The sequence below is a fragment of the Pseudoteredinibacter isoporae genome (assembly GCF_011602085.1).
GTDB lineage: Bacteria > Pseudomonadota > Gammaproteobacteria > Pseudomonadales > Cellvibrionaceae > Pseudoteredinibacter > Pseudoteredinibacter isoporae.
Map to the genome: position 1 here is coordinate 842,126 of NZ_JAAONY010000001.1, position 21,477 is coordinate 863,602.

Annotated in this window: 19 protein-coding genes; 12 read left to right on the top strand and 7 right to left on the bottom strand. The window is 49.5% G+C overall.

All coding sequences use genetic code 11. The features are described from left to right. Window positions 1-7: 7 nt before the first annotated feature. On the top strand, window positions 8-1,357 hold the full coding sequence (locus tag G8768_RS03640; protein ID WP_243749354.1) for a tetratricopeptide repeat protein: 1,350 nt from the start codon (window positions 8-10) through the stop codon (window positions 1,355-1,357). 99 nt (window positions 1,358-1,456) lie between these two features. On the opposite strand, the gene rppH is transcribed toward G8768_RS03640, so the two are convergent. Further along, window positions 1,457-1,951 carry an RNA pyrophosphohydrolase gene (gene rppH, locus G8768_RS03645; RefSeq protein ID WP_166851226.1) on the bottom strand — a complete coding sequence of 165 codons (495 nt, stop codon included), beginning with the start codon at window positions 1,949-1,951 and terminating at the stop codon, window positions 1,457-1,459. 204 nt (window positions 1,952-2,155) lie between these two features. Here rppH and G8768_RS03650 point away from each other — a divergent pair, with 204 nt between their 5' ends. Both G8768_RS03650 and G8768_RS03655 read left to right on the top strand, forming a co-directional pair. Beyond that, entirely contained in the window at window positions 2,156-2,809 is a 654-nt protein-coding gene (locus G8768_RS03650; protein ID WP_166851223.1) for a histidinol-phosphatase, read from the top strand. Continuing rightward, window positions 2,806-3,909, top strand: coding sequence for an imelysin family protein (locus G8768_RS03655; RefSeq protein ID WP_166851220.1), 1,104 nt, complete (start codon window positions 2,806-2,808; stop codon window positions 3,907-3,909). Before G8768_RS03650 ends, G8768_RS03655 begins: the two co-directional genes overlap by 4 nt. A gap of 31 nt (window positions 3,910-3,940) precedes the next feature. On the opposite strand, the gene G8768_RS03660 is transcribed toward G8768_RS03655, so the two are convergent. Both G8768_RS03660 and G8768_RS03665 read right to left on the bottom strand, forming a co-directional pair. After that, the gene (locus tag G8768_RS03660) at window positions 3,941-5,131 is read right to left on the bottom strand and encodes a class I SAM-dependent rRNA methyltransferase (protein WP_166851216.1); all 1,191 of its coding nucleotides are present in this window, start codon (window positions 5,129-5,131) and stop codon (window positions 3,941-3,943) included. A gap of 63 nt (window positions 5,132-5,194) precedes the next feature. Continuing rightward, complete coding sequence (locus G8768_RS03665) at window positions 5,195-5,908, bottom strand: histidine phosphatase family protein (RefSeq protein WP_166851213.1); 714 nt, start codon at window positions 5,906-5,908, stop codon at window positions 5,195-5,197. 282 nt (window positions 5,909-6,190) lie between these two features. Between G8768_RS03665 and G8768_RS03670 the strand changes: the two genes are divergently transcribed. Next, complete coding sequence (locus G8768_RS03670) at window positions 6,191-7,615, top strand: aldehyde dehydrogenase family protein (RefSeq protein WP_166851210.1); 1,425 nt, start codon at window positions 6,191-6,193, stop codon at window positions 7,613-7,615. 91 nt (window positions 7,616-7,706) lie between these two features. Here the strand turns inward: G8768_RS03670 and G8768_RS03675 are convergent, their stop codons facing one another. After that, the gene (locus tag G8768_RS03675) at window positions 7,707-8,426 is read right to left on the bottom strand and encodes a DUF3581 family protein (protein ID WP_166851207.1); all 720 of its coding nucleotides are present in this window, start codon (window positions 8,424-8,426) and stop codon (window positions 7,707-7,709) included. 109 nt (window positions 8,427-8,535) lie between these two features. On the opposite strand from G8768_RS03675, the gene G8768_RS03680 reads away from it, so the two are divergent. From G8768_RS03680 to G8768_RS03710, 7 genes are all read left to right on the top strand, one after another. Next, window positions 8,536-9,756, top strand: coding sequence for a methyltransferase (locus tag G8768_RS03680; protein WP_166851204.1), 1,221 nt, complete (start codon window positions 8,536-8,538; stop codon window positions 9,754-9,756). An 80-nt stretch (window positions 9,757-9,836) separates the two neighbouring features. Beyond that, window positions 9,837-10,286 carry a DUF3465 domain-containing protein gene (locus tag G8768_RS03685; protein WP_341800964.1) on the top strand — a complete coding sequence of 150 codons (450 nt, stop codon included), beginning with the start codon at window positions 9,837-9,839 and terminating at the stop codon, window positions 10,284-10,286. Between the two features lie 38 nt (window positions 10,287-10,324). Continuing rightward, window positions 10,325-11,407: a PQQ-dependent sugar dehydrogenase gene (locus tag G8768_RS03690; RefSeq protein WP_166851201.1), complete on the top strand. Its 1,083-nt coding sequence runs from the start codon at window positions 10,325-10,327 to the stop codon at window positions 11,405-11,407. Window positions 11,408-11,759: 352 nt separating this feature from the next. Beyond that, window positions 11,760-12,947, top strand: coding sequence for a thiamine pyrophosphate-dependent dehydrogenase E1 component subunit alpha (locus tag G8768_RS03695; RefSeq protein ID WP_166851198.1), 1,188 nt, complete (start codon window positions 11,760-11,762; stop codon window positions 12,945-12,947). After that, a complete protein-coding gene (locus G8768_RS03700; RefSeq protein ID WP_166851195.1) occupies window positions 12,940-13,917 on the top strand; it encodes an alpha-ketoacid dehydrogenase subunit beta in 978 nt (325 codons plus the stop codon). The genes G8768_RS03695 and G8768_RS03700 overlap by 8 nt, the downstream gene beginning before the upstream one ends. Before the next feature lie 7 nt (window positions 13,918-13,924). Further along, on the top strand, window positions 13,925-15,175 hold the full coding sequence (locus G8768_RS03705; RefSeq protein ID WP_243749355.1) for a 2-oxo acid dehydrogenase subunit E2: 1,251 nt from the start codon (window positions 13,925-13,927) through the stop codon (window positions 15,173-15,175). A gap of 69 nt (window positions 15,176-15,244) precedes the next feature. Next, complete coding sequence (locus G8768_RS03710) at window positions 15,245-17,077, top strand: serine/threonine protein kinase (protein ID WP_166851192.1); 1,833 nt, start codon at window positions 15,245-15,247, stop codon at window positions 17,075-17,077. Here G8768_RS03710 and G8768_RS03715 read toward each other — a convergent pair. Next, window positions 17,072-17,701, bottom strand: coding sequence for a Crp/Fnr family transcriptional regulator (locus tag G8768_RS03715; RefSeq protein WP_166851188.1), 630 nt, complete (start codon window positions 17,699-17,701; stop codon window positions 17,072-17,074). The two genes, G8768_RS03710 and G8768_RS03715, sit on opposite strands and share 6 nt — an antisense overlap. A gap of 145 nt (window positions 17,702-17,846) precedes the next feature. On the opposite strand from G8768_RS03715, the gene G8768_RS03720 reads away from it, so the two are divergent. Beyond that, a complete protein-coding gene (locus G8768_RS03720) occupies window positions 17,847-19,832 on the top strand; it encodes an alkyl/aryl-sulfatase (RefSeq protein WP_166851181.1) in 1,986 nt (661 codons plus the stop codon). A 34-nt stretch (window positions 19,833-19,866) separates the two neighbouring features. Here G8768_RS03720 and G8768_RS03725 read toward each other — a convergent pair whose 3' ends face one another. Then, window positions 19,867-20,856 (bottom strand): WD40 repeat domain-containing protein, encoded by a 990-nt coding sequence (locus G8768_RS03725; RefSeq protein ID WP_166851159.1) that lies wholly within the window; start codon window positions 20,854-20,856, stop codon window positions 19,867-19,869. A 100-nt stretch (window positions 20,857-20,956) separates the two neighbouring features. After that, entirely contained in the window at window positions 20,957-21,421 is a 465-nt protein-coding gene (gene rsd / locus G8768_RS03730) for a sigma D regulator (RefSeq protein WP_166851152.1), read from the bottom strand. Window positions 21,422-21,477: the final 56 nt, after the last annotated feature.

Consider the following 21,477-nt stretch of genomic DNA (forward strand, 5'->3'; position numbering starts at 1 on the left):
TGACAACATGAAAATGACAGCTGCGGCAACAAAGCTTGTCAAACACACTCTGCTGGCGGCCCCGCTTATGCTGGCCCCGGCAGTATCCAGTGTGGTGATGAAAGCTTTTAATCAAGACGCGACTTTTGGTGCGGTTTACGCTCAGGAAGCGACGAAAAAGCCACCCCAGAAAACGCGTAAAACTCCTGCGTTAAGCCAGAAGGTATTTAAGAAGCTTGAAGCTCCCAACCAGCTTATTAACCCTGAACAGGGTGAGCCGGATTACCGTGGCGCTTTGAAGCTCCTTAATGAAATTAATACCGACAAATTTAATAAGTACGAAAAAGCTCAGGTGTACAACCTGAAAGGTTTCGCTTATTACAGTTTGGAAGATTATCGCAACGCCATTAAGCAATATAAATTATTGCTGGCTCAGAGCCCTCAGATTCCACTGGGTCTTGAAGTGCAGATCACCTATACGGTTGGTCAGCTACAGTTTGTATTGGAAGATTACGATGCAGCTGAAAAGACCATTGAAAAGTGGATGAGCATGGCTCCAATTATTGGTGCAGATGCCCACGCTTTGCTGGGTCAGATTTACTACACCAATAAAAAGCCTAAGAAAGCGATTGGTTCGATCAATACCGCTGTCGGCATGTACGACAAGAAAGGTAAGACGCCAAAAGAAAACTGGTTTCAGATCTTGAGTGCCCTGCATTATGAAGTGGGTGATAACAAGAAGGTAATCGGTATTCTCGAGCGTTTGGTTCGTCTGTATCCAAAACAAACTTACTGGCGCCGTTTGGCTGGTATGTATGGCCTGGATAATCGCGAAAAAGATCAGTTGTACGCCTACGACGCCGTTTACCAAATGGGCGGTTTGAGCAAAGAGAAGGAACTGATGAACTTGGCCTATTTGTACATGGGCGAAGACGTTCCTTATCTGGCGGCAAAAGTTCTTAAGAAAGGCTTGGCCGACAAGATTATTGAGCCAACTTCTAAAAATCTTGAGGTGTATGCAACTGCGTTGCGCATGTCTCAAGAAGTGAAGAAGTCTATTCCAGTCATGGAGCAGGCGGCCTCTAAATCTGACGGTGGCGATTTGTATGCTCGCTTGGCGGGTATCTATCTGGATAGCGACAACAACAAAAAGGCTGTTGAAGTCGGCGAGAAAGCGCTCAAGCGCGGTAAGGTAAAGCGTAAAGACCAGCTTTATATTACCCTCGGTATGGCTACTGCAAACCAGAAGAAATACTCATCTGCTATTAAGTTCTTCAAAGAGGCAGCTAAAGATCCGCGCAGCAAGAAATTTGCTACCGGTTGGATCAAGTATTGCCAGAACGAACTTGAACGTGAGCGTAAGTTGGCGGCTTCCTAAGCTACTGACTTAGCCATAAAAAAAGCCGCTTTTTAGCGGCTTTTTTTATGGCAGAAATTTAATGGGAGGCGCGGTTGGTAAGTTTGTAAGCTCGTGGTTTTAGCTGCCCTTTTCTTCCAGCATGCTGTGTCTTGGTGACAACTCCTTCAAGGCGCGGCGATACACCTCTTGCTTGAAAGATACCACCTTGCCAATTGGGTACCAATAGTTCACCCAGGTCCAGTGGTCGAATTCTGCGCTGCCAATTTTATTGAGACACACCTTACTTTCATCGCATAACATACGAAGCAGAAACCACTTTTGCTTCTGGCCAATGCAAAGAGGATTGGAATGACGCCGAATAAGGCGTTTGGGGAGCCGATAGCGAAGCCAGCCTCGGGTAACGGCCAGAATTTCCACATCGGATTTTTCGAGGCCAACTTCTTCGTAGAGTTCGCGAAACAGGGCTTGTTCGGGTGACTCATTGTCATCGATTCCGCCCTGGGGGAACTGCCAAGCGTCCTGCCCGCCTATACGCCTTGCCCAAAGGGTCTGGCCTTTATCGTTACAAATTATGATCCCAACATTGGGACGAAAACCATCTGCATCTATCAAGGATTGCTCCAGGGGGCTGTCATGGCGATCGTCAGAAGCGGGGTGCTGTCTTTGTAATCTGCTCTAGCGCAGCCGCAAAAATTAATTGTCATCATTGTTTCATAAGTTTGACACAAGGGCTATAAGAAGAGACAAATTTAAACTGCTCAGGCTGGGGCTTTTGACCTACAATAAGCCTATATTAAATCAGCACAGAGCGGAGCCATGACCCTAGCCTTATTCGATCTTGATAACACCCTGATCAGCGGAGACAGCGATAATCTTTGGGGAGAATTTTTGGTAGAGCAGGGGCTGGTTGACCCGGTCGTTTATGGTGCCAGAAATGAAGCATTCTATGAAGATTACAAGCGTGGAGAGCTGGATGTCTACGCTTATCTGGAATTTGTGGCCTTGGCTTTGAATGACATTCCTGCGGAAAATAGGGACAGTTTACGCCAGCAATTTTTCGATGAAAAAATTAAGCCCATCATGTTGCCGAAGGCTCAAGCGGTGATTGAGAAGCACCGGGCAGAAGGTCATACCTTGATGGTAATTACCGCCACCAGTAGTTTTATTACTGCTCCGATTGTTGAGCGGCTGGATGTCGAGCTGTTGCTGGCGCCGGAGCTGGAGTGTTTGGATGGTTGCTTCACTGGAGGGGTGGTTGGTGTCCCTACCTTTCAGGAGGGTAAAGTGACCCGCCTGCAGGAATGGTTGGAAAGCAGTGGTGAAACCATGGAGGGTGCTTACTTTTATTCAGACTCCCACAACGACATTCCTCTACTTGCAAAAGTGGATCGACCAGTTGCCGTAGATCCGGATGAAAAATTATTGGCCTATGCGACAGAACACAACATCGAAGTAATGAGCTTGCGATGAAAAAAGTTCTTTGGCCTTCAGTTTTTGTTGTCTTGTTTTTGGCCGCTTTAAGTGCTTGTGACAGTAAGACCCGCGAGGAAGCAAAGCCAGAGGCTGTTGCCCAACAGGTAAGTGTTAAAGCGCCTGTGCTCACTCGCGATGAGGAAATGCGGCTTAAAAAGCGGGTTGCCGAATACTGGGGCGAGGTAAAGCTTGCCGCAAAACAAAATCGACAAAACCTGAGTACATTGCAGGAAGTGATTGCTGAATTTTTGCGTGAGCCAAATGTTGTAAACCTGGATGAAGCTAAATCCATGTGGCTGGAATCCTATGTTCACTATCAAGCGTTGACTGTACCGAGCCGGTTTACCAAAGCTGCGCCGAATGTCTTTGCGGAGTCGAGCAATATTTGGCTGGCTTTAGATCCTTACCCCATTGCAGTTGGCTTCGTCGATGAGTTCGGGCCCTATAAGAACATCGGAATTGTCCATGACTATACTGTCGAAATGAGCGAGGCCGCGATACGTTCTCAGCATGCGATTACCGATGAAAGTGAAGCAGTACTTGGCTATTTGCCGATGGCCTTTTTATTGTGGGGTGATGGAAAAACCAGCGAAGAGCGTGTAGCTGATTTTGCAGCAAGCTCTGAAGAAAAGCCCATTATGCGACGAAGAAAGTTACTGGAACTAAACAGCGTGGCAATTGCAAAAGATGCAGCGGTCTTGCAGAGTTGGCTGGATGATACCGGGCCATTGGATGTACTTTTTTACCGCCTGCCGGTGATCGCCCAAGTGGAACTCATCAAGCAGGCCAACGCAGCAATGATCGAAGATAACATATTACTGCCGCTGAACGACAGTGATAGGGAAGACTGGCGCCCTTATCAGGTGTGGCCCGCTGTGTTTGCATCCCAATTAAAACAGTTGCAGAAGGAACTCGATTTTCTGAACGCTGCGGGTATTAAAGTGATTGAACCAAGTGAATCGCTGAGCTCATTTGGTGCTGAAAAAGAAAGCGAGAAAAAGACTTTATATAAGGCCCTGACGAGCGAGCAGCGCGCTCAGTTTGGTAGTGATTTGCAGGAAATTTTGAATGCGATTCGGGCTAAGGCCCAGCAATAGCCCGCTTCTGAGAAGCGGGCATCATGAAGGATCAGGGTAAGTAAACCCGGGCGAAAACCGCTTTCAAATAATCGGTTTCAGGAATCGCCGGGTGTACGGGATGATCCGGCCCCTGGCCACCTTGATGAAGAATTTGGCAGTGCCTTTCAAGATGACGAGCTGACGCGCGAACAATATCGTTCAGGCGGTCTTTTTCCAGATGCATTGAGCAGGAGCCAGAAACCAGAACACCATCTTTCCCCAATAGGCGCATGCCCAATTCATTGATATGACGGTAGGCCGCTTCCCCGGACTTTTTATCTTTGCGCTTTTTGATGAACGCGGGTGGATCCAAAACGACAATATCAAAACGTTCCTGAGCTTGGATCAGTTGCTTTAACACATCAATGGCTTTGCCATGAATGGTCGATACTTTATCTTGCAGGCCGTTGATGGCGGCGTTTTCAGATACCCAATCCAGGGCTGATTCCGAGGCATCCACACACACCACTTCGCTGGCCCCTGCATGGGCGGCTTGAACACCCCAGCCACCCACGTAGCTGAATACATCGAGAACACGCTTGCCGGGAGAGAGCCGTTGTAATAGTGCTCGATTTTCCCGATGATCGTAAAACCAACCGGTTTTCTGACCGTAAGCAACAGGGGCAAGAAAAGAACAGCCATTCTCTTCCATTTCTACAGCCTCAGGAATGTCGCCAATGGTTTCGACCGTTTCTTCCAGGTTTTCCAGCTTGCGTGCGCTGTGATCATTGCGCAGTAAGATGGCTTCAGGGCGTAGAACTTTCTGCAAAGCTTCAACAATCTCCTGCTTGAGCAATTCCATGCCCGCTGTGGAAATCTGTACAACCAGGTAACGATCGAAGCGATCAACAACCAGTCCTGGCAATAAATCACTGTCACCATAGATCAGTCGATAAAACGGTTTGCTAAACGCCAGCTCCCTTAAAGACAAGGCTTGCTTGATGCGGTGTACCAGCAGTGATTTATCCAGTGGGTACTTCTTCTGGCGACTCACCAGGCGAGCACAGATCAGGCCTTGTGGGTTCATGGTGGCCAGCCCCAGAGATTTGCCGCCGTTGCTCAGTACCTCGACCTGTTGGCCGACACTGAAGCCGGAGAGTGGGCTTGCTTCGGTATTGATTTCATTAGAGTAAATCCAAAGGTGCCCTTGTTTAAGGCGTCGATCAGCATTGGATTTTAAGTGCAGAGGGGCAAAAGACATGGGCTTACCTGGAGAAAAAGCCCTATTATAAAGCCCCTTGGGGGTAAGGGGCCAGCACTGCACCTAACGGTAGCTGATAATGTCATCGTCTCCGCTTAGGGCGGTGAGATATTGATGCTCATTAAAGCTGGAAAGGCTGATGTTATTTTGGCTGTGAATCAGTCGAGTGATTGAGGCGTTAATGACGGGTTCAAACAAGCCATATACCTTGTCGGCACCCATTCCCATCACGATAGCACTCAATGCAGCGACAACACCGCCTGAGGTAAAAGCCGCGGCACTTTGTCCGGAGCCGTTATTTTTCATAACCGTTTTCAGGGCGGCCTCAAATCGAGCTTTTGCCTCGGGCCAGGATTCCAGGCCCTCAGTTTCAGGTTGTTCGACAATCCAGTATTGAAAGACTGCGCGCAGCACTTTCTGAAAACTTTTTTTATCACGAAGCATGGCTTCGGCATCGTCTTTCAGTTCAGCGTGTTTTTCCAATAAGCCTGGTAAGAGCCGCTCTACTTGAGCGTGATTGTCAAATTCGTTCCAGGCGGCATCGATGGTCAGTTCGGGAACGTCAACCGCAGCCGCGCGATAAACATCAATCAGCGCTTGTGCGGTTTGTTGCTGTCGTGCAAGTGTGCCGCTGTAAAGTGCATTGAAGTGGTGCTCTTTTTGCAGAAAGTGTTGCCCCAATAGACGACCTTGACGATACCCAAGCTCTGAAAGTTGGTCATAGTTGTCGCTGCCGAACGAGGCCTGACCGTGCCGTACCAGTAGAATTTCAGCCATCGAAAACTCCGTAAAAATGGAAACCCGAATTGAGTAAAGAACGGGTGAAGGTCTTGTTAAGTCCATTATAATGCTCAGCGAACGATTAAAAAGACATTTTCATGGTTGGGTCGAAGGCGGTATGATGACTGTCGCTTTTGGCTGGTAATCGTGCTTGTTCGACCTTGGCAGTTCCTAGTAAAACAGGCAGTCTAGACGATATGTTCAGAACTCATGATATGACAGAGTTTGCTGTCATATCAGAACACGAAATATTTCATAATGTATTTAAAGGAGCCTCAGATGGAAACTCTAAAGTTCTATATTAATGGTGAGTGGGTTGAACCGAACCAAGCCCAAACTTTGGAAGTGATCAACCCTGCAACTGAGCAAAGCTGTGGTCGAATTGCTTTGGGTAATGAGCAGGATGTGAACGCCGCTGTGGCTGCTGCTAAAGCGGCATTCCCGGCTTTTTCCCAAACCAGTCGAGAAGAACGTATCGCTTTGCTGGAAAAAATTCTGACGGGTCTGGCAGCAAGAAAAGATGACTTGGCGGAAGCAATCACCGCCGAAATGGGTGCGCCAGCCTGGTTGTCCAAAATGGCACAGTCGGCGATGGGTGCGGCACATTTTAATGAAACCTTGCAGCTGTTGAAAGACTATGAGTTTGAAAGCAATCGCGGCAGCACCCGTTTGCGAAAAGAGCCCATCGGTGTGTGTGCTTTGATTACACCGTGGAATTGGCCGTTGAATCAGATCGCCTGTAAAGTGGCTCCGGCTTTGGCCGCTGGTTGTACGATGGTATTGAAGCCTTCTGAGATTGCTCCATTCGATGCGGCAATTTTCACCGAGGTTCTCCATGAAGCAGGTGTGCCTGCAGGTGTTTTCAATATGGTGAACGGTGATGGTCCGGGTGTTGGTGCGCCGCTGTCCAGCCATCCTGACGTGGATATGGTTTCCTTCACCGGTTCAACACGCGCGGGTCGTTTGATCTCCAAAGCGGCCGCTGATGATATCAAGCGCGTTTCATTGGAATTGGGTGGTAAGTCAGCCAACATTATTTTACCGACCGCCAACCTGGAAAAAGCTGTGTCCAAAGGCGTTCAGAGCATGATGATGAATTCCGGGCAGTCCTGTAATGCGCCTTCGCGTATGCTGGTGCCTGCTGAAAAGCATGCCGAAGCGGTGGAGATTGCCAAACAAACGGCCGAAGGTCTTGCCGTCAATGACCCTCATGCGGAAGGTGTGTATCTCGGCCCCGTATCCTCTGATGTACAGTTTGAAAAGATTCAGGGACTGATCCAAAAAGGCATCGATGAAGGTGCAGAGCTGGTCGTTGGTGGTACTGGTAAGCCGGAAGGTTTGGATCAGGGTTACTATGTAAAACCGACCGTTTTTGCGAATGCCAACAATCAAATGACAATTGCCCGTGAAGAAATTTTTGGTCCGGTTCTGACGATGATTCCATACGCTTCTGTGGAGGAAGCGGTAGACATTGCTAACGACACTCCGTATGGCCTTTCCGGTTATGTATACGGTGAAACTGTTGAAGAAGCTGCGGGCATTGCCAATCAATTACGTACTGGCAATGTTCACCTGAACGGTTCCGGTGCCGATACAAAAGGCCCATTCGGTGGTTACAAACAATCGGGTAACGGTCGTGAGTGGGGTGAATTTGGTCTGGAAGAATTTCTGGAAGTAAAAGCTGTATTTGGCGCAAACTCATAGTTCATTAATTGTTTCCATGAATAAAAAGGCCGGCATTTGCCGGCTTTTTTATTTGCGTTTTTTCTTCAAAAAACGCTTTTAGGCAGTGGCATCAAGCATCGACAAATTGAGTTTGGCGATCTTTGTAGTAAGCGACAACATCGGTCATCGCCTGCTCGTCAAATTCTCTGAGGCCAGAAAGTACCATGCGCTTTTCGCCGTGACCCACACGCGTTCCGTTACTGACAATATCAAAGCCGAGCGTTACCGTCCCTCGCTTGCCTTCCACCAGCAGTTTGGATTCAGCGCCGACGAGTTCGGCGTCATTTAAGTCCAGTCGTTCTAATTCCAGCTCTGCGCCTTCATAGATTACCAGCGGACGAGCGGGATTGATCATAACGTTTTGTTCACGCATCAGCGGTACCAGAATGTGTGGAAACGTCAGACCGGAGTAGGCGACGTAGGATTCGCTTAACTTACTGATCAGTTCAGCGTTCTCGCTATGTTCACCGCTGTAGGTAAGTTTCAGGTAGCATTTGTCATTGTCACCCGTCAGCTGGTGTTGTCCGGCTTCTGCAGCCTGCAAGCTCAGTTGAATGCCATCGGTTACCATATCGGTAAAGTCGACTTTCATGCTTTGGCTCAAGCCTGCTTTGGCGAGGCTGATGGCAAACAAGAGATCTCCAGGTACGCAGAAGCGCTTGGCGTCAACATCGTGAATGGGGTTGTAATCGTTTGCAACAAATTTGGCAAAGCGGCTGGCCTGTTCCCGGGTGAAACTGAACTGATCGGCGTTTTCCGGGCCAGGGGTGAAGAATTCCTGAATTTGCATATAATTTTATACTGTTGTTCAAAACCGGGCATTATACACAGTTGGCCTTCCTGATTCTCGGTAGGTTTACGCCCACCCCCTGGAAAACCAGGCTTCACACAAGGGTGTTATGAATTCGAACTGTCAGCAGCAATATAAGGATCTTTTTGCCAATCTTTGCGCAGATCTTCAGGTGCAAAAAGAGTATTGGCAATCCAATGCGTTTCGCGAGCCAGAGCTTGCCTGGAGAGACCATTTGCCGAAGTTGCACACCGCGCTGTTGGCTCTGGATGATGGGCAGTTGGCTGAAATGGAATCGGATAATGCGATTCTGGGAAAGTTTATCCAGCGCTATCTGCCCGGTTTTAAGGCCCTCCTGAGCGCTGCTGATTGCGTTCCGTCTCTATCGCTTTCATTGCCGGAAGTGCCTCACGAAATGCGCTTCTTTGCCAATCACATCCCCGGCCGGAAATGGCAACAGATCCAGTATTTTTCGGCCCATATGGAGGGCCGCGGTGAGCGTTTTGTTGACTGGTGCTGTGGCAAGGGACATCTCGGCCGTTATATCGCCCGCAGCCGTTCTGCTGAGGTGTTGGGATTGGAGTGGGATCCGGTTCTGGTGGAAGAGGGCCGAGCCATGTCACTGAGCTTGAAAGCGGGCGCAATGGATTTGAAGTGTTGTGATGTGCTGTCCAGCGAGAGTACGCAACACCTTACCGGGAAAGACCATGTGTTGGCGTTACACGCCTGTGGAGATCTTCATCGGGAATTACTTAATGCGGCGGTGGCTGAGTCAATGCAGGCTGTTTCCATCGCTCCCTGTTGTTATCAGAAGATCCGCGCTGAAAAGCATCGGTTTTTATCTCGCCTGGGCCAGGAGCAGGTATTGGAACTTCGACGACAGGATCTGCATACCATTGTGCAGGAAACGGTAACGGCTCCGGGAGCGGTTCGTCGCCGCCGAATTCAGTTGCAACAGTGGCGTCTCGGATTTGATGTTTTGCAGCGACAATTGCGGGGCATAGATGAATACTTGAGTACGCCTTCCTTGCCTCAGTCGGCTTTGAAATTGGGCTTTGCTGGTTTCTGTCGTTTACTGGCGGAGCGCCGAGAGTTGCCCCTCACTGATGAGCCTGATTGGGATTATTTTGAAAAGCAGGGTGAGCAGCGTTTTGCTGAAGCTCGCCGCCTGGATCTGCTGAGGTTGGCATATCGCCGCATTCTTGAAATCACGGTATTGCTGGATCAGATGCTGTTTTTACAGGAGCAGTCATTTCAGGTGGAGTTGGTGGAGTTCTGCCCGAAGGAGCTGAGCCCTCGCAATTTATTGATTAATGCCTGGCGCGATTAAGCTGGCCTACAGGCGTTGGAACCTACTATGGCGCCCCGATGAGTGCATGGTATGAATAAATAAGTATTTAGGAGTTTGGCGTGAATCAAAATCGTTTTTGGAAGCAGGCATTCAGCTTTGTCCTGCTACTGCTGGTTTATGGCGTTTACCAGTTCGGCAACAAGCAGGCCGAGCTGAAACAGCCTGGCGAATACGATGATCTGCTGAGTTTGCAACAAGCCGTTAGCGCTCAACGCAGTAAGGTTTGGTTTAATGAAACCCAGTTTACCGTGTATAAACTGCTGGCCGACGATACCAAAGGCAGCCGCCATCAACGCTTTTTGGTGAAGCGGGAAGGGCTGCCCACCTTGTTGGTCGCTCACAATATCGATTTGGCTCCACGAGCCCCTTTGCGTCCAGGCCAAAGCTTGTATATAAAGGGCCGTTACGAGTGGAATCAGAAAGGCGGTGTGCTGCACTGGACCCACCATGACCCGAGAGGCGTTCAGCCCGGCGGCTGGTTGCGTCTCGGAGAAGAGAAATACCAATAATTCGGCCTTTGGCTGCCGTGATACAGGATCAAAATCCCATGTTGAAATCAATGATAAGTGCTTCACTGCTGGTGGCTGCTGGCCTCTCCCATGCCACTGAGTTTCAAGTCAAGGAAGTCGCCAAGGATTTGAATCGCCCCTGGGGTATGAGCTTTATCAATGGTTACGAAGCTTTGGTTACCGAGAAGGGTGGCAAGGTGAAGCGCCTGGACCTGCGAACTGGCAAGCATACGGAAGTGACCGGATTACCCGACGATATCTATGTTTATGGTCAGGGCGGTTTGTTGGACGTCAATCTGAACGATAACGGCTATGCCTATTTTACTTACAGCAAGCGCAGTGAGCAGCCCGAAATGCACGGTCGTACCGCATTGGCCCGGGCTAAGCTTGATGGTAACCGTCTGCTGGGCTGGGAAGACCTTGTGGTGACCGAATCCGATACTGAAACCGGGCGTCACTACGGTAGCCGGGTAGTGTTTGATGGCAAAGGTGCGCTCTATTTTGGTGTGGGTGATCGTGCAAAAAGGCAGCCCGCCCAGGATAACAGCAACCACATCGGTACTCTGTTGCGTGTTGATTTGCAGGGCAAGGCACTGACCGATAATCCCTTCTACGGCGACAAAAATGTTCAGCCGGAAATTTACAGTTTTGGTCATCGTAATCCCCAGGGACTGGCTTTCGATGCAGAGGGGCAGCTGTGGGAAATCGAGCACGGCCCTCGGGGTGGTGATGAGATCAACAAAATTGTCGCCGGTCAGAATTACGGTTGGCCGGTGGTGTCTTTCGGTAAGGAATATCGGGAAGACAAAATGGTGGGCGAAGCCACCCACAAAGAAGGCATGCAGGATGCCGCCAAGGTTTATGTGCCCAGTATTGCGCCCAGTAGTTTGATGATTTATTCGGGCAAGGTGTTTTCCGAGTGGCGCGGTGATTTCTTTGCGGGTGCTTTGGCGCAAACCCATGTTAATCGCCTGCGATTGAATGCCGAGGATGAGTTGCTTGAGCAGGAGCGTTTGCTGGATGACGCCAGTGAGCGTATTCGCGACGTTCAGGAAGGCCCGGAAGGTTTTATCTATCTGCTTACCGATTCCGGCAAGCTGCTGCAGCTCTCGCCCAAGTAGTTTGGGCGGATCAGGCTTCTGTTCAACGGGCTGGGCAGTGATTGCGTAGCCTGCTTGAATCGCAAACACATCGCATTGTTAAGGGGCGAAACCTTAGAATTAATCACCACAAAATGTCTAGCTTTTAGTTCAAAAAAGGTATATTACTCCAAATTTGGAGAATTATTCTTAGCTTGCCTGAGATTTTAGGCAACCCTACCAAAAGCCTCCTTCCCAGCCCCTAGATTAGCAGGACTCTCTAGCTGGCTCGGTGCTAAGCTCTAAATACAATAATTGCAGCACTCTTTGCGTACTTTTCCGGCGTCGCTAGATGAACGAGGGAAGGGGCGCCAGCGAGTTTACGGAGGCGAAAATGAGTAGCGCAAGCGATGAGAAGCCCAATCTGATGCATCAGACTCAGTTTATTCAGGGGCATGATTTACCCATTCCAACCCTAAGCATCTTGAACGCTGATGGCAGCATCCAAGCCGGTGCTGAGGTGCCTGAACTGGATCAGGAAACCGCCATCAAAATCTACCGCAATATGGTTTACATCCGTGTTCTTGATGAGCGTATGATCAGTGCCCAGCGTCAGGGTCGTCTGAGCTTCTATTTGACCTGTTCCGGTGAAGAAGCGGCCGTAACCGGAACCGCTGCGGCGTTCACCATAAACGATATGATCATGGGTCAGTATCGCGAACAAGCGGCGCTGCGTTTGCGCGGCTTCAGCACCGAGCAGTTTATGAATCAGCTGCTCAGTAATAAAGATGATCTGGGTAAAGGTCGTCAGATGCCCGTGCACTACGGTTCCAATGAACTCAATTACATGACCATCAGCTCGCCATTGGGTACCCAAATCCCCCAGGCGGCCGGTTATGCCTACGCGCAAAAGCTGCAAGGCAATGACGCATGTACACTGTGTTACTTTGGTGAAGGTGCGGCTTCCGAAGGTGATTTCCATGCAGGCATGAACATGGCGGCGGTGTTGAACTGTCCGGTTGTGTTCGTCTGTCGCAACAACGGCTATGCCATTTCAACCCCTGCCGATGAGCAATTTAAAGGGGATGGTATTGCTGCACGTGGTGTAGGTTACGGCATCAAAACCATTCGTGTTGATGGCAATGACATTCTGGCGGTGTACAGCGCTTCGCTTGCCGCACGTCGTATTGCCATTGAAAACAATGAGCCAGTGTTAATTGAAACCATGAGCTATCGCCTTGGCGCACACTCCACTTCCGATGACCCAAGTGGTTATCGCAGTAAAGATGAAGAAGATAAGTGGCGCGAAAAAGATCCCATCGAGCGTATGCAGAACTGGTTACAAAGCAAGGGCTGGTGGAACGAAGAGGAAGAAAAATCCATTCTTGAGTCCTACCGCAAAGACGTTCTCGATACCCTCAAACGTGTTGAGAAAAAAGACATGCCAGGCTTGGATGAATTGATCACCGATGTTTACGATACGCCACCCGCTCATTTGCAAAAGCAGTTTGAAGAATTGAAAGAACACATCGCTAAATATCCGGAAAATTATCCTGTCGCAGGAGGTGCTAAACATGGCTAAGATGAATTTATTGCAGGCCATTAACAATGCCCTGGACAGCGCGATGGCTGCCGATGACAGCATGATTTGTCTGGGTGAGGATGTGGGAAAATTTGGTGGTGTATTTCGCGCGACCAGTCATTTGCAGGAAAAATACGGTAAAGCCCGTTGTTTCAATACGCCCCTGACTGAACAGGGCATTGCGGGTTTTGCAATTGGTATGGCTGCCCAGGGTTCTACCGCTGTGGCGGAAATTCAGTTTGCAGATTATATCTTTCCGGCCTTCGATCAGATCGTTAACGAAGCGGCTAAATTCCGTTACCGTTCGGGTAATGAATTTAATGTGGGCAGCCTTGTATTCCGTACTCCGTATGGTGGTGGTATTGCAGGCGGTTTGTATCACTCGCAATCTCCTGAAGCGTATTTTTGTCACACGCCGGGTTTGAAAGTGTTAATGCCGTCGAACCCTTATCAGGCGAAAGGTCTGCTTTTATCGGCTATTCGTGACCCTAACCCGGTTCTGTTTTTCGAGCCCAAGCGTTTATACCGGGCTGCCGAAGGTGATGTGCCAGAAGACGATTACGAGATTCCTATCGGCAAGGCCGAAGTGGTACGCAATGGTAGCGACATCACCCTGCTGGCTTGGGGTGCACAGATGACTGAAATGTATAAAGCGGCTGACAAAGCGGCCGAAGAAGGCATTTCCTGTGAAGTGATTGATTTGCGCTCACTACTGCCTTGGGATGTAGAAACCGTTGCGAATTCCGTGCGTAAAACCGGTCGACTGTTGATTGCCCATGAAGCACCGCACACAGGTGGTTTTGGTGGTGAAATCGCCGCAACAATCCAGCAAGAATGTTTCCTGTCGCTGGAAGCGCCCATCGCGCGCGTTACCGGAATGGATACGCCATTCCCTCTGGCTCACGAGAAAGAATACCTGCCAGATTATTTGAAAGTCTATGAAGCCCTAGTGGCCAGCTTGAACTACTGAGGTGCTGATGATGATTAAAGATTTTATTTTGCCCGATATCGGTGAGGGTATTGTCGAGTGTGAAGTCATCGAATGGAAAGTGGCGGAAGGCGATATTATCGAGGAAGACCAGGTGGTCGCGGATGTAAGTACCGACAAAGCCATCGTTGAAATTCCTTCCATGTACACCGGCAAGGTGGTGAAGCTGCATTATCAGCAGGGCGATATTGCCAAAGTACACAGCCCACTGTTTGCTATCGAGTTGGAAGGCGAAGCGAGCGATGATGCCGCTCAGGAAGCACCAAAGGCGGAAGAAAAAACTGCTGAAACTGCGGCCCCTGTCGCTGCTGTACAAGAAGAGAAGCCCGCTGCTGTTGAAAACTCCGGTAAAGTACTCAGTACGCCGGCGGTTCGAAAAATTGCGCGGGAAAATGATCTCGACCTGGCATTGGTAAACGGCACCGGTAAAAACGGTCGCGTACTCAAAGAAGACGTATTAAATTACCTCGAAGGCAATACGGGCGCTGCAACTACAGGTAGCTCTGTGGTGAGTGCAGCGCTCAGTGCCGATATGGTTGATCGTGTTGAGCCTATTAAAGGCGTGCGTGCCGTCATGGGTGCGCGTATGGCGGAGTCGGTTTCTACCATTCCGCACTTTACCTATGCCGAAGAGTTTGATGTGACCGAACTGATCAAGTTGCGTTTGAAGCTGAAAGCCATGTACGCCAGCGACGATCTGAAAATCACCATGATGCCGCTCTTTATCAAGGCCTTGTCCTTGGCCATTAAAGAGTTTCCGATCATGAACAGCCGCGTGAATGAAGCGTTTACCGAGCTGACCTACTTGGCCGAACACAACATCGGCATGGCGGTGGACGGTAAAACCGGCTTGCTGGTACCCAACATTAAAAATGTTCAGAGCTTAAGTCTGCTGGATGTGGCTGCTGAAGTGACGCGCCTTACGGCAGAAGCGCGCAGCGGAAAAATCAGCCCGGCCGATCTCAGCGGTGGCACGATTACCATTTCAAACGTAGGTGCTATTGGTGGCACCGTGGCAACGCCGATCATTAATAAGCCCGAAGTGGCGATTGTTGCGCTGGGGCGTGTTCAGGAATTGCCGCGTTTTAATGCCCATGGTGAAGTGGAAGCTCGTCAAATTATGACCGTAAGTTGGTCTGGTGATCACCGTGTTATTGATGGCGGTACGATCTCTCGTTTCAATAATTTGTGGAAACAATATCTGGAACAACCTGCGACCATGCTGGCCTCAATGGTGTAATTGTTCAGGCTTGGGGGTGGCGGCTGTGATATGCTGCCCTGAGGCCTGTTTAGAACAAAACCAACTTCCATGAGCTTAATTGAAAGCGATCAGCTTCAGCATTTCTATATCAACGAAGAGCAATCCTTCTATTTGCTCTCCCATCGTGATGCCCAGAAACTTAAAGACTGGTTGAGTCTGTGCCAGCAGCAGCTGGAACGACTTGGTTATTTGAATATTGAGTTGTTGGGTAAAGGCGCTTACGGATTTGCGTTCAGTGGCACGGCAGCCAATGGGCAGGAATATGTGTTCAAGTTTGCTCGTATTACCTTGCCGATCGCTGTTCAGGAACGCCTGGAAGAAGAGGGCTATATGCTCTCCCAGGTGAATCATCCGAATGTGCCTTCTTTTATTGAGTTTACGCGTGTTCGCAGCCAGTCCATCCTGATGATGAGTCGGGCCCAGGGAGAAAATCTCGACGATTATGCTCGCCAGCACGGCCGTCTGGGTATCAAGCTTCTACTCAGCATTGCTGCACAAATGGTGGATATTCTGCAACAGTTACGCGACAGCGCGAAACGCCAAGCAAAAGCGGTATTGGTGCACGGCGACATCAAGCCTTCCAATCTGGTTTACGATCAGCAGAGTAATCAGGTCAGTCTGATTGATTGGGGAGCGGCGGTTTATGGTCAGCTCGATCATCAAGGGCAACACAGCAGTGGTGGTGGTCTTACGGCACTCAGTTCGGATTTGCATCAAACCAATGCCAAACTGGGTGATATTTATTTTATCGGTGAAGAGCAGCTGGAAGGGCAGCTGAGTTCCCCGCGCTTTGATGAGCAAGGCCTGGCTGGAACACTTTATGCGCTGGCATCGGGGCAGGGCAGTCGCTTTGGCAGTAAGGTGATTTCTCCATTGTCCTTGGGCTTGCCGGAGGAGTTTGCCCGAACCCTGGCAAACATGATGTCTGATGATGCCCGGCTCAGACGACAGGCCGGAGATTATCTCTTCCGAAACATTCACCACATGGCCAAGGTTGCAGTGCATGATCACAATCGCAATGAAGATGCGCCGTTGTTGCCCGTGTGGATCGCTCAGGAAGATCAGGCCATTGAAACTGTGGTGTACAGCTCTCGTAAATCATTTCTGCGCAAGGAGGTGGACCGGGAAAAGCTGGAAGATGTGAATGATGCTGAATTGGAAAAATATTATAAAAATTATCTTTCCGGTATGGCAGATACAGAAAAAGCTTTTGTCACCGCTGTTGCCCATTTGAGTCACTACCCGATCGTGGGGGGGCTGGCGATGCACTGGGACGAAGAAGGCATCAATATTGACTCCAGTTTAAAGCTGTATGATCGCAGTATGGCGCCAGCTCTATATTCAGCGGTAAACAATATTGTGCATCTCGGGCGAGCGATCAATAAGCAGGGCGTTTTCAAAAGCTGTATTTTTGATGCCAAAAAAACTCTGCACATCGAACGTTTGAGTGTTGAAGACGCTTTTGTTGCCAGTGGTGATATGCGTATTGAGTTTGATGTCAGTGATGAAGTGGTGCTGGAGGAGGAGAGTCGCCTGCATTCCTATTTCGAGGATGGCGATGACCCCGATGAAATGTTGCAGTTACCGGAAGAAATTATGACAGTGCTGGCTCATATGAACAGTCTGCATCATACCGGCTGCATTATTTTTGAAAGTGTCGAGCTGGATTTGAAAATCCACAATTATCTGAACCTGTTGGATGCCAGCAAAGTGGATGAGTTTCAGAATTGTCTGGATCAGATTCTGGCCAATATTCATTTGATTGATGGTTTGGGGGTTTCCGGTTTTATGAAGTTGCCCTACAAAGATACCAAGTTCTTCACCAAACAAGATCAATTACTGGTGAGTTTTTATCAACATCCGGCAAAAGCAGACTCATAACAAATCCTTGATTTGCTGGCGTTCCTTAATCCAGCTCAACAGTCGATGAGTGTCGGGTATGCGAATGGCGCGATAACCTTTTTCGATCAAACCGAGTTCGCTCAATTCTTTGAGCGAAGACGACACGACCATGCGACTCACTCCGAGCTGGGAAGCAATCTCCTCCTGGCTGAGGCTGTGTGACTCCAGCCCGCCGGCTTCACGATTAAGTTCGAATAAAACTTTTGCGATTCGTACAATGACGGGAAGCCTTTTAATATCATCCATCACTTCCAGGCTCATGTGCAATCGAGTCGACAGGGACTGTAACAGTTGCAGTGCAATTTCAGGCTGTTTGATGATGGCCTTTTTTAATTTGCTTGGCCCAATATAACCGACTTTGCTTTCTCCATAAGCCTCTGCGGTATGGGTGCGAGGCAGTTTGGAAAATATCGTAAATTCTCCAAAGCTCTCGTAAGGCTTTAAGACCTTGCTAAGAAAGTAGCGGCCATCCTTGCCATAATTACCAACCTTGACCGAACCTTCCAGCACGATGCAAAGCCCCGCTTTGTATTCTCCGCGCGCAAAGATCAGTTCGCCATCGGCATAATATCGAATGCTCAGCAGGGGCTCTAAAAGCGCCATACAGTCTGTTGATAGCGCCCCGCTCAGTTCGTGTTGCTGCTTGGAAATCATGTTGCTCGTAAATATCGTATAAATGTAAACATATTTACATTTATACGATATTTATCATGCTATAACAAATGCCTTGATTTCAGGAGAGTGTTTTATGCGTGGTTTAAATGTAAATCCTGCGATATTGGTGTTATTTCTGGCGGGGGTGTTATCGGCCTGTTCTGATACGGATCTGTCAGAAAACCAAGGCGGAAGCGGGTCTGAAAGTGGGCAGGCCAGTCAATACACCGTCGACCACAATCGTCGTGTGGCAGAAACACTTTCTCTGGATAATCCAAAAGATTTTGAGCAGGCCAATCGTGGTTTGATCGCCCGTGATGAGCAGCTGGAAATCAAGGATGAACTGGGGCGCACAATCTGGAACATGAAGGACTATGATTTTGTGCAAGGTGATGCACCCAATACGGTCAATCCCAGTTTATGGCGCCAGGCAAAATTGAATAATCTGCATGGCCTTTACAAGGTCAGCGATGGCATTTATCAATTGCGTGGCTATGATCTTTCCAATATGACGCTGATCGAGGGGGAGACCGGTTGGATTGTTGTTGACCCTCTGACCACCAAGGAAACCGCTGAGGCGGCACTGGCTTTTGCTCGCACCCATCTTGGTGATAAACCGGTAAGCGGTTTGATTATGACCCACAGCCATGTGGATCATTTTGGCGGAGCACTTGCGGTGCTCGACCCGGAAACCCAAAGTGATGTGCCCGTGGTTGCCCCGGAGCATTTTATGGCGGAGGCGACCAGTGAGAATATTCTGGCCGGTCCAACCATGAAGCGCCGCGCGGTATACATGTATGGCCGGGATTTGCCCAAAAGTCCTTATGGGCATGTCGATACCGGCTTGGGTAAAGCACCTGCCTTCGGTACGGTGGGAATTGTGCCACCGAATATTTTGATTTCAAAAACCGGCGAAACCCACAGGATTGATGGCGTAGAGTTTCAGTTTCAATATACGCCCAATTCTGAGGCGCCCGCCGAGTTAACGTTTTATCTTCCCAAACAGAAAGCCTTCTGCGGTGCCGAATTGCTGTCCCGTAATATGCATAATCTGTATACCTTGCGCGGTGCTAAAGTGCGTGATGCTCTGGCGTGGAGTGCGTATATTGAAGAGGCCCGCCTACTTTACAAGGATGCTGATATTTACTTTGCCAGTCATCATTGGCCGATTTGGGGGCAGGAATCCATCGATAAGTTTCTGCGCGGTCAACGAGATACCTACAAGTATATTCATGACCAAACCCTGCGACTGGCCTACAAGGGTCACACTCCCAAGGAAATTTCCGAAATGATTCGTTTGCCTGAATCCCTGGCTTCCGAGTTTTCGAATCGTGGTTATTACGGCACCACGAAACACAATTCCAAAGCAGTCTATCAAGCGTACTTTGGTTGGTACGATGCTAACCCGGCAAATTTAAACCCGTTACCTCCTGAAGCTGCCTCTGTTAAATATATCGAGGCAATGGGAGGTGAAGATGCCGTTCTGCAAAAAGGCCAGGCAGCTTTAGATCAAGGTGAGTACCGCTGGGCGGCTGAATTGTTGAATCATTTGGTATTTGCCGGTGGTGGAGAAAAAGCCAAAGAACTTTTGGCACAGGCCTACACACAATTGGGCTATCAAGCCGAATCCGGGCCCTGGCGTGATGTGTATTTATCGGCAGCTGTCGAATTAAAAAACGGGCCTGGAAAAGATCTGATCAGCCTGGCGGCCGCGAAAGATCTATTAAAGCATGCACCGGTTGAAAAGTTTTTTGATGCCATGGCAGCACAGCTCAATGGGCCTGATGCCGAAGGTGAGGAAATCCGTTTGAATGTTCACTTTAGCGATTTGCAAACATCCTATCAGTTGTGGATTGAAAATTCGGTATTGCACTACCGCTCGTTGAACGATGTTGCAGAAGCCGATGCAAGCCTGCGCATCTCACATGATTTGTTTTTGGATGTTATTCTGGGTACGGCCAATCTGAGAGATTTGTTGTTTTCGGATCAGCTGTCATTGGAAGGCAGTCAACTGGATTTGCTGAAATTTTTCTCACTGCTGGATAAAAGCAGTGAGGCTTTTGCGATCGTAGAGCCATAAACCGTAACCAGGAACCACAAAAACGGTTTGCTATTTACGGTCGTTTTAATTGATGGATAAAGCCATTGGATGCGATCGCGTAATACGTGCGTTTGGCGCTGGCGAATGCCACATCCTGAATCGCGGCGCTGGTCGGTTTCCAGGCGTCGCGTTTTAACACTTCCCATTCTGCCAGCGTTTTCATGGTTTTGGTGTCCCATAATTGCACTCGCTGGTCAGGGCGCCCCACCAATAGATAACGGCCACTGCTGGAAAAGCGCGCCGCGCTGAAACGCAAACCGCGTTTAATCTTTTCTGCCGACAGAGGGATTTCGCCGATGGCTTTTCCGGTTTGCGTATTCCACACCACAGCTTTATCGTATTTTGCCGCAGACAGAGCACGGTCTCCGTTTTTGCTCAAGCGCACCAGTTGAACATCCTCTTCATGTTGCATGCTCTGCATGCTTTTACCGGAAGCCACATTCCACAGGACTGAAGTGCGATCTTCGGAACCGGTTAACGCCAGTTTGCCATCGGCACTGAGATCGACACTGCGCACACGACCGCTGTGATTAAAGCGACGTTTCACGCCGCCGCGTTTGCTGTCGAAAATTACCGCGCTGTGATCGGCCATGCCGAGTAGGGCGTACTCGCCATTGGGCGCCAATGCCAACGATAACACTTCACCTGGAGCTGTCCAGAAGCGAAAGGCTTCACCGCTGTCCACTTTCCATAACACCAGACTGTGGGAATCGGTGGTCATGGCCCAGTCGCCCTCGGGAGAAAAGGCGGCCGCCACCAGCGTGCTTTTTTCCTCGCTGTGATTCCAATCGTAAAGCCGTTCCTCTTTCAGTACTTGCCAAAGACTGCCACCGTGGTTGATGGAGCCGATCACCGCGCGGCTGCCATTGTGCGACAGGCGCCCCATATGGCTTCCCTGAACGGCAACTTCGATGCTTTTCTCCGGGCCAGGCAAAGGCTCGCAAGCCGTTAAGCTAAACAGTGCGATGGCGATAATGAGAGTGCTGAATGCAGGACGCAGCATGGCAAATTCCTAGTTTTTAAACCTATGCCTACTGTAGCGGCCGATGCGCGAAAAAGTACAATAATAAGGAGGGGCTTGGGCCTTGCGGCCCAAGGCAATATCAGGCGGCTTGCTCGCGATGGGCTTCGTGCATGATGTTCACCATGCTGTCTTCCACAAAGAAACGTCGTTCGAGGCACAGGCCCAGCTTGGATAAATCCTGTGTCAGATTACTGAGGTCATCCAGCGAGGTGTAACGCTGGTCAAACTCGAGCACCAATTCGGTGCAGTTTTCCAGCTGCTTATACAAACGGTAACCCATGACCAGTGCTTCTTCATCCTGATAGCGTTTGGATTCGGTTTGCAGTTGTTCGTAGATTTCGAAGTGACCGGCGGAAACATAGTCCATCAGGCTTTGGCAGAAACGACGTAAGCGAGCTTTGAGTGCGGGACTGTCCTGTTCATCCAGGCGTTGGCAAAGGGCGGCGTACTCGACGAGTAATTGTTTGCGCGCTTCAAACCAGCCATCCAATGTGCGGTTTACACCACCCCATAATTCTTGTTGTGTCCTGCAATGCTCGAGCATATGTCACCTCTGCTTTCATCGTTTTAATTGCCATCAGCGACTGCTCACTTGTCAAT

Excerpts from the sequence above, each read along its gene's own strand:
- G8768_RS03705 (WP_243749355.1), top strand. The coding sequence starts at position 13,925 with ATGATGATTAAAGATTTTATTTTGCCCGATATCGGTGAGGGTATTGTC.
- G8768_RS03680 (WP_166851204.1), top strand. The coding sequence starts at position 8,536 with ATGAATTCGAACTGTCAGCAGCAATATAAGGATCTTTTTGCCAATCTT.
- G8768_RS03675 (WP_166851207.1), bottom strand. The coding sequence starts at position 8,426 with ATGCAAATTCAGGAATTCTTCACCCCTGGCCCGGAAAACGCCGATCAG.
- G8768_RS03665 (WP_166851213.1), bottom strand. The coding sequence starts at position 5,908 with ATGGCTGAAATTCTACTGGTACGGCACGGTCAGGCCTCGTTCGGCAGC.
- G8768_RS03710 (WP_166851192.1), top strand. The coding sequence starts at position 15,245 with ATGAGCTTAATTGAAAGCGATCAGCTTCAGCATTTCTATATCAACGAA.
- G8768_RS03650 (WP_166851223.1), top strand. The coding sequence starts at position 2,156 with ATGACCCTAGCCTTATTCGATCTTGATAACACCCTGATCAGCGGAGAC.
- G8768_RS03660 (WP_166851216.1), bottom strand. The coding sequence starts at position 5,131 with ATGTCTTTTGCCCCTCTGCACTTAAAATCCAATGCTGATCGACGCCTT.
- G8768_RS03695 (WP_166851198.1), top strand. The coding sequence starts at position 11,760 with ATGAGTAGCGCAAGCGATGAGAAGCCCAATCTGATGCATCAGACTCAG.
- G8768_RS03715 (WP_166851188.1), bottom strand. The coding sequence starts at position 17,701 with ATGGCGCTTTTAGAGCCCCTGCTGAGCATTCGATATTATGCCGATGGC.
- G8768_RS03720 (WP_166851181.1), top strand. The coding sequence starts at position 17,847 with ATGCGTGGTTTAAATGTAAATCCTGCGATATTGGTGTTATTTCTGGCG.
- G8768_RS03655 (WP_166851220.1), top strand. The coding sequence starts at position 2,806 with ATGAAAAAAGTTCTTTGGCCTTCAGTTTTTGTTGTCTTGTTTTTGGCC.
- G8768_RS03725 (WP_166851159.1), bottom strand. The coding sequence starts at position 20,856 with ATGCTGCGTCCTGCATTCAGCACTCTCATTATCGCCATCGCACTGTTT.
- G8768_RS03700 (WP_166851195.1), top strand. The coding sequence starts at position 12,940 with ATGGCTAAGATGAATTTATTGCAGGCCATTAACAATGCCCTGGACAGC.
- rsd (WP_166851152.1), bottom strand. The coding sequence starts at position 21,421 with ATGCTCGAGCATTGCAGGACACAACAAGAATTATGGGGTGGTGTAAAC.
- G8768_RS03640 (WP_243749354.1), top strand. The coding sequence starts at position 8 with ATGAAAATGACAGCTGCGGCAACAAAGCTTGTCAAACACACTCTGCTG.
- G8768_RS03670 (WP_166851210.1), top strand. The coding sequence starts at position 6,191 with ATGGAAACTCTAAAGTTCTATATTAATGGTGAGTGGGTTGAACCGAAC.
- G8768_RS03690 (WP_166851201.1), top strand. The coding sequence starts at position 10,325 with ATGTTGAAATCAATGATAAGTGCTTCACTGCTGGTGGCTGCTGGCCTC.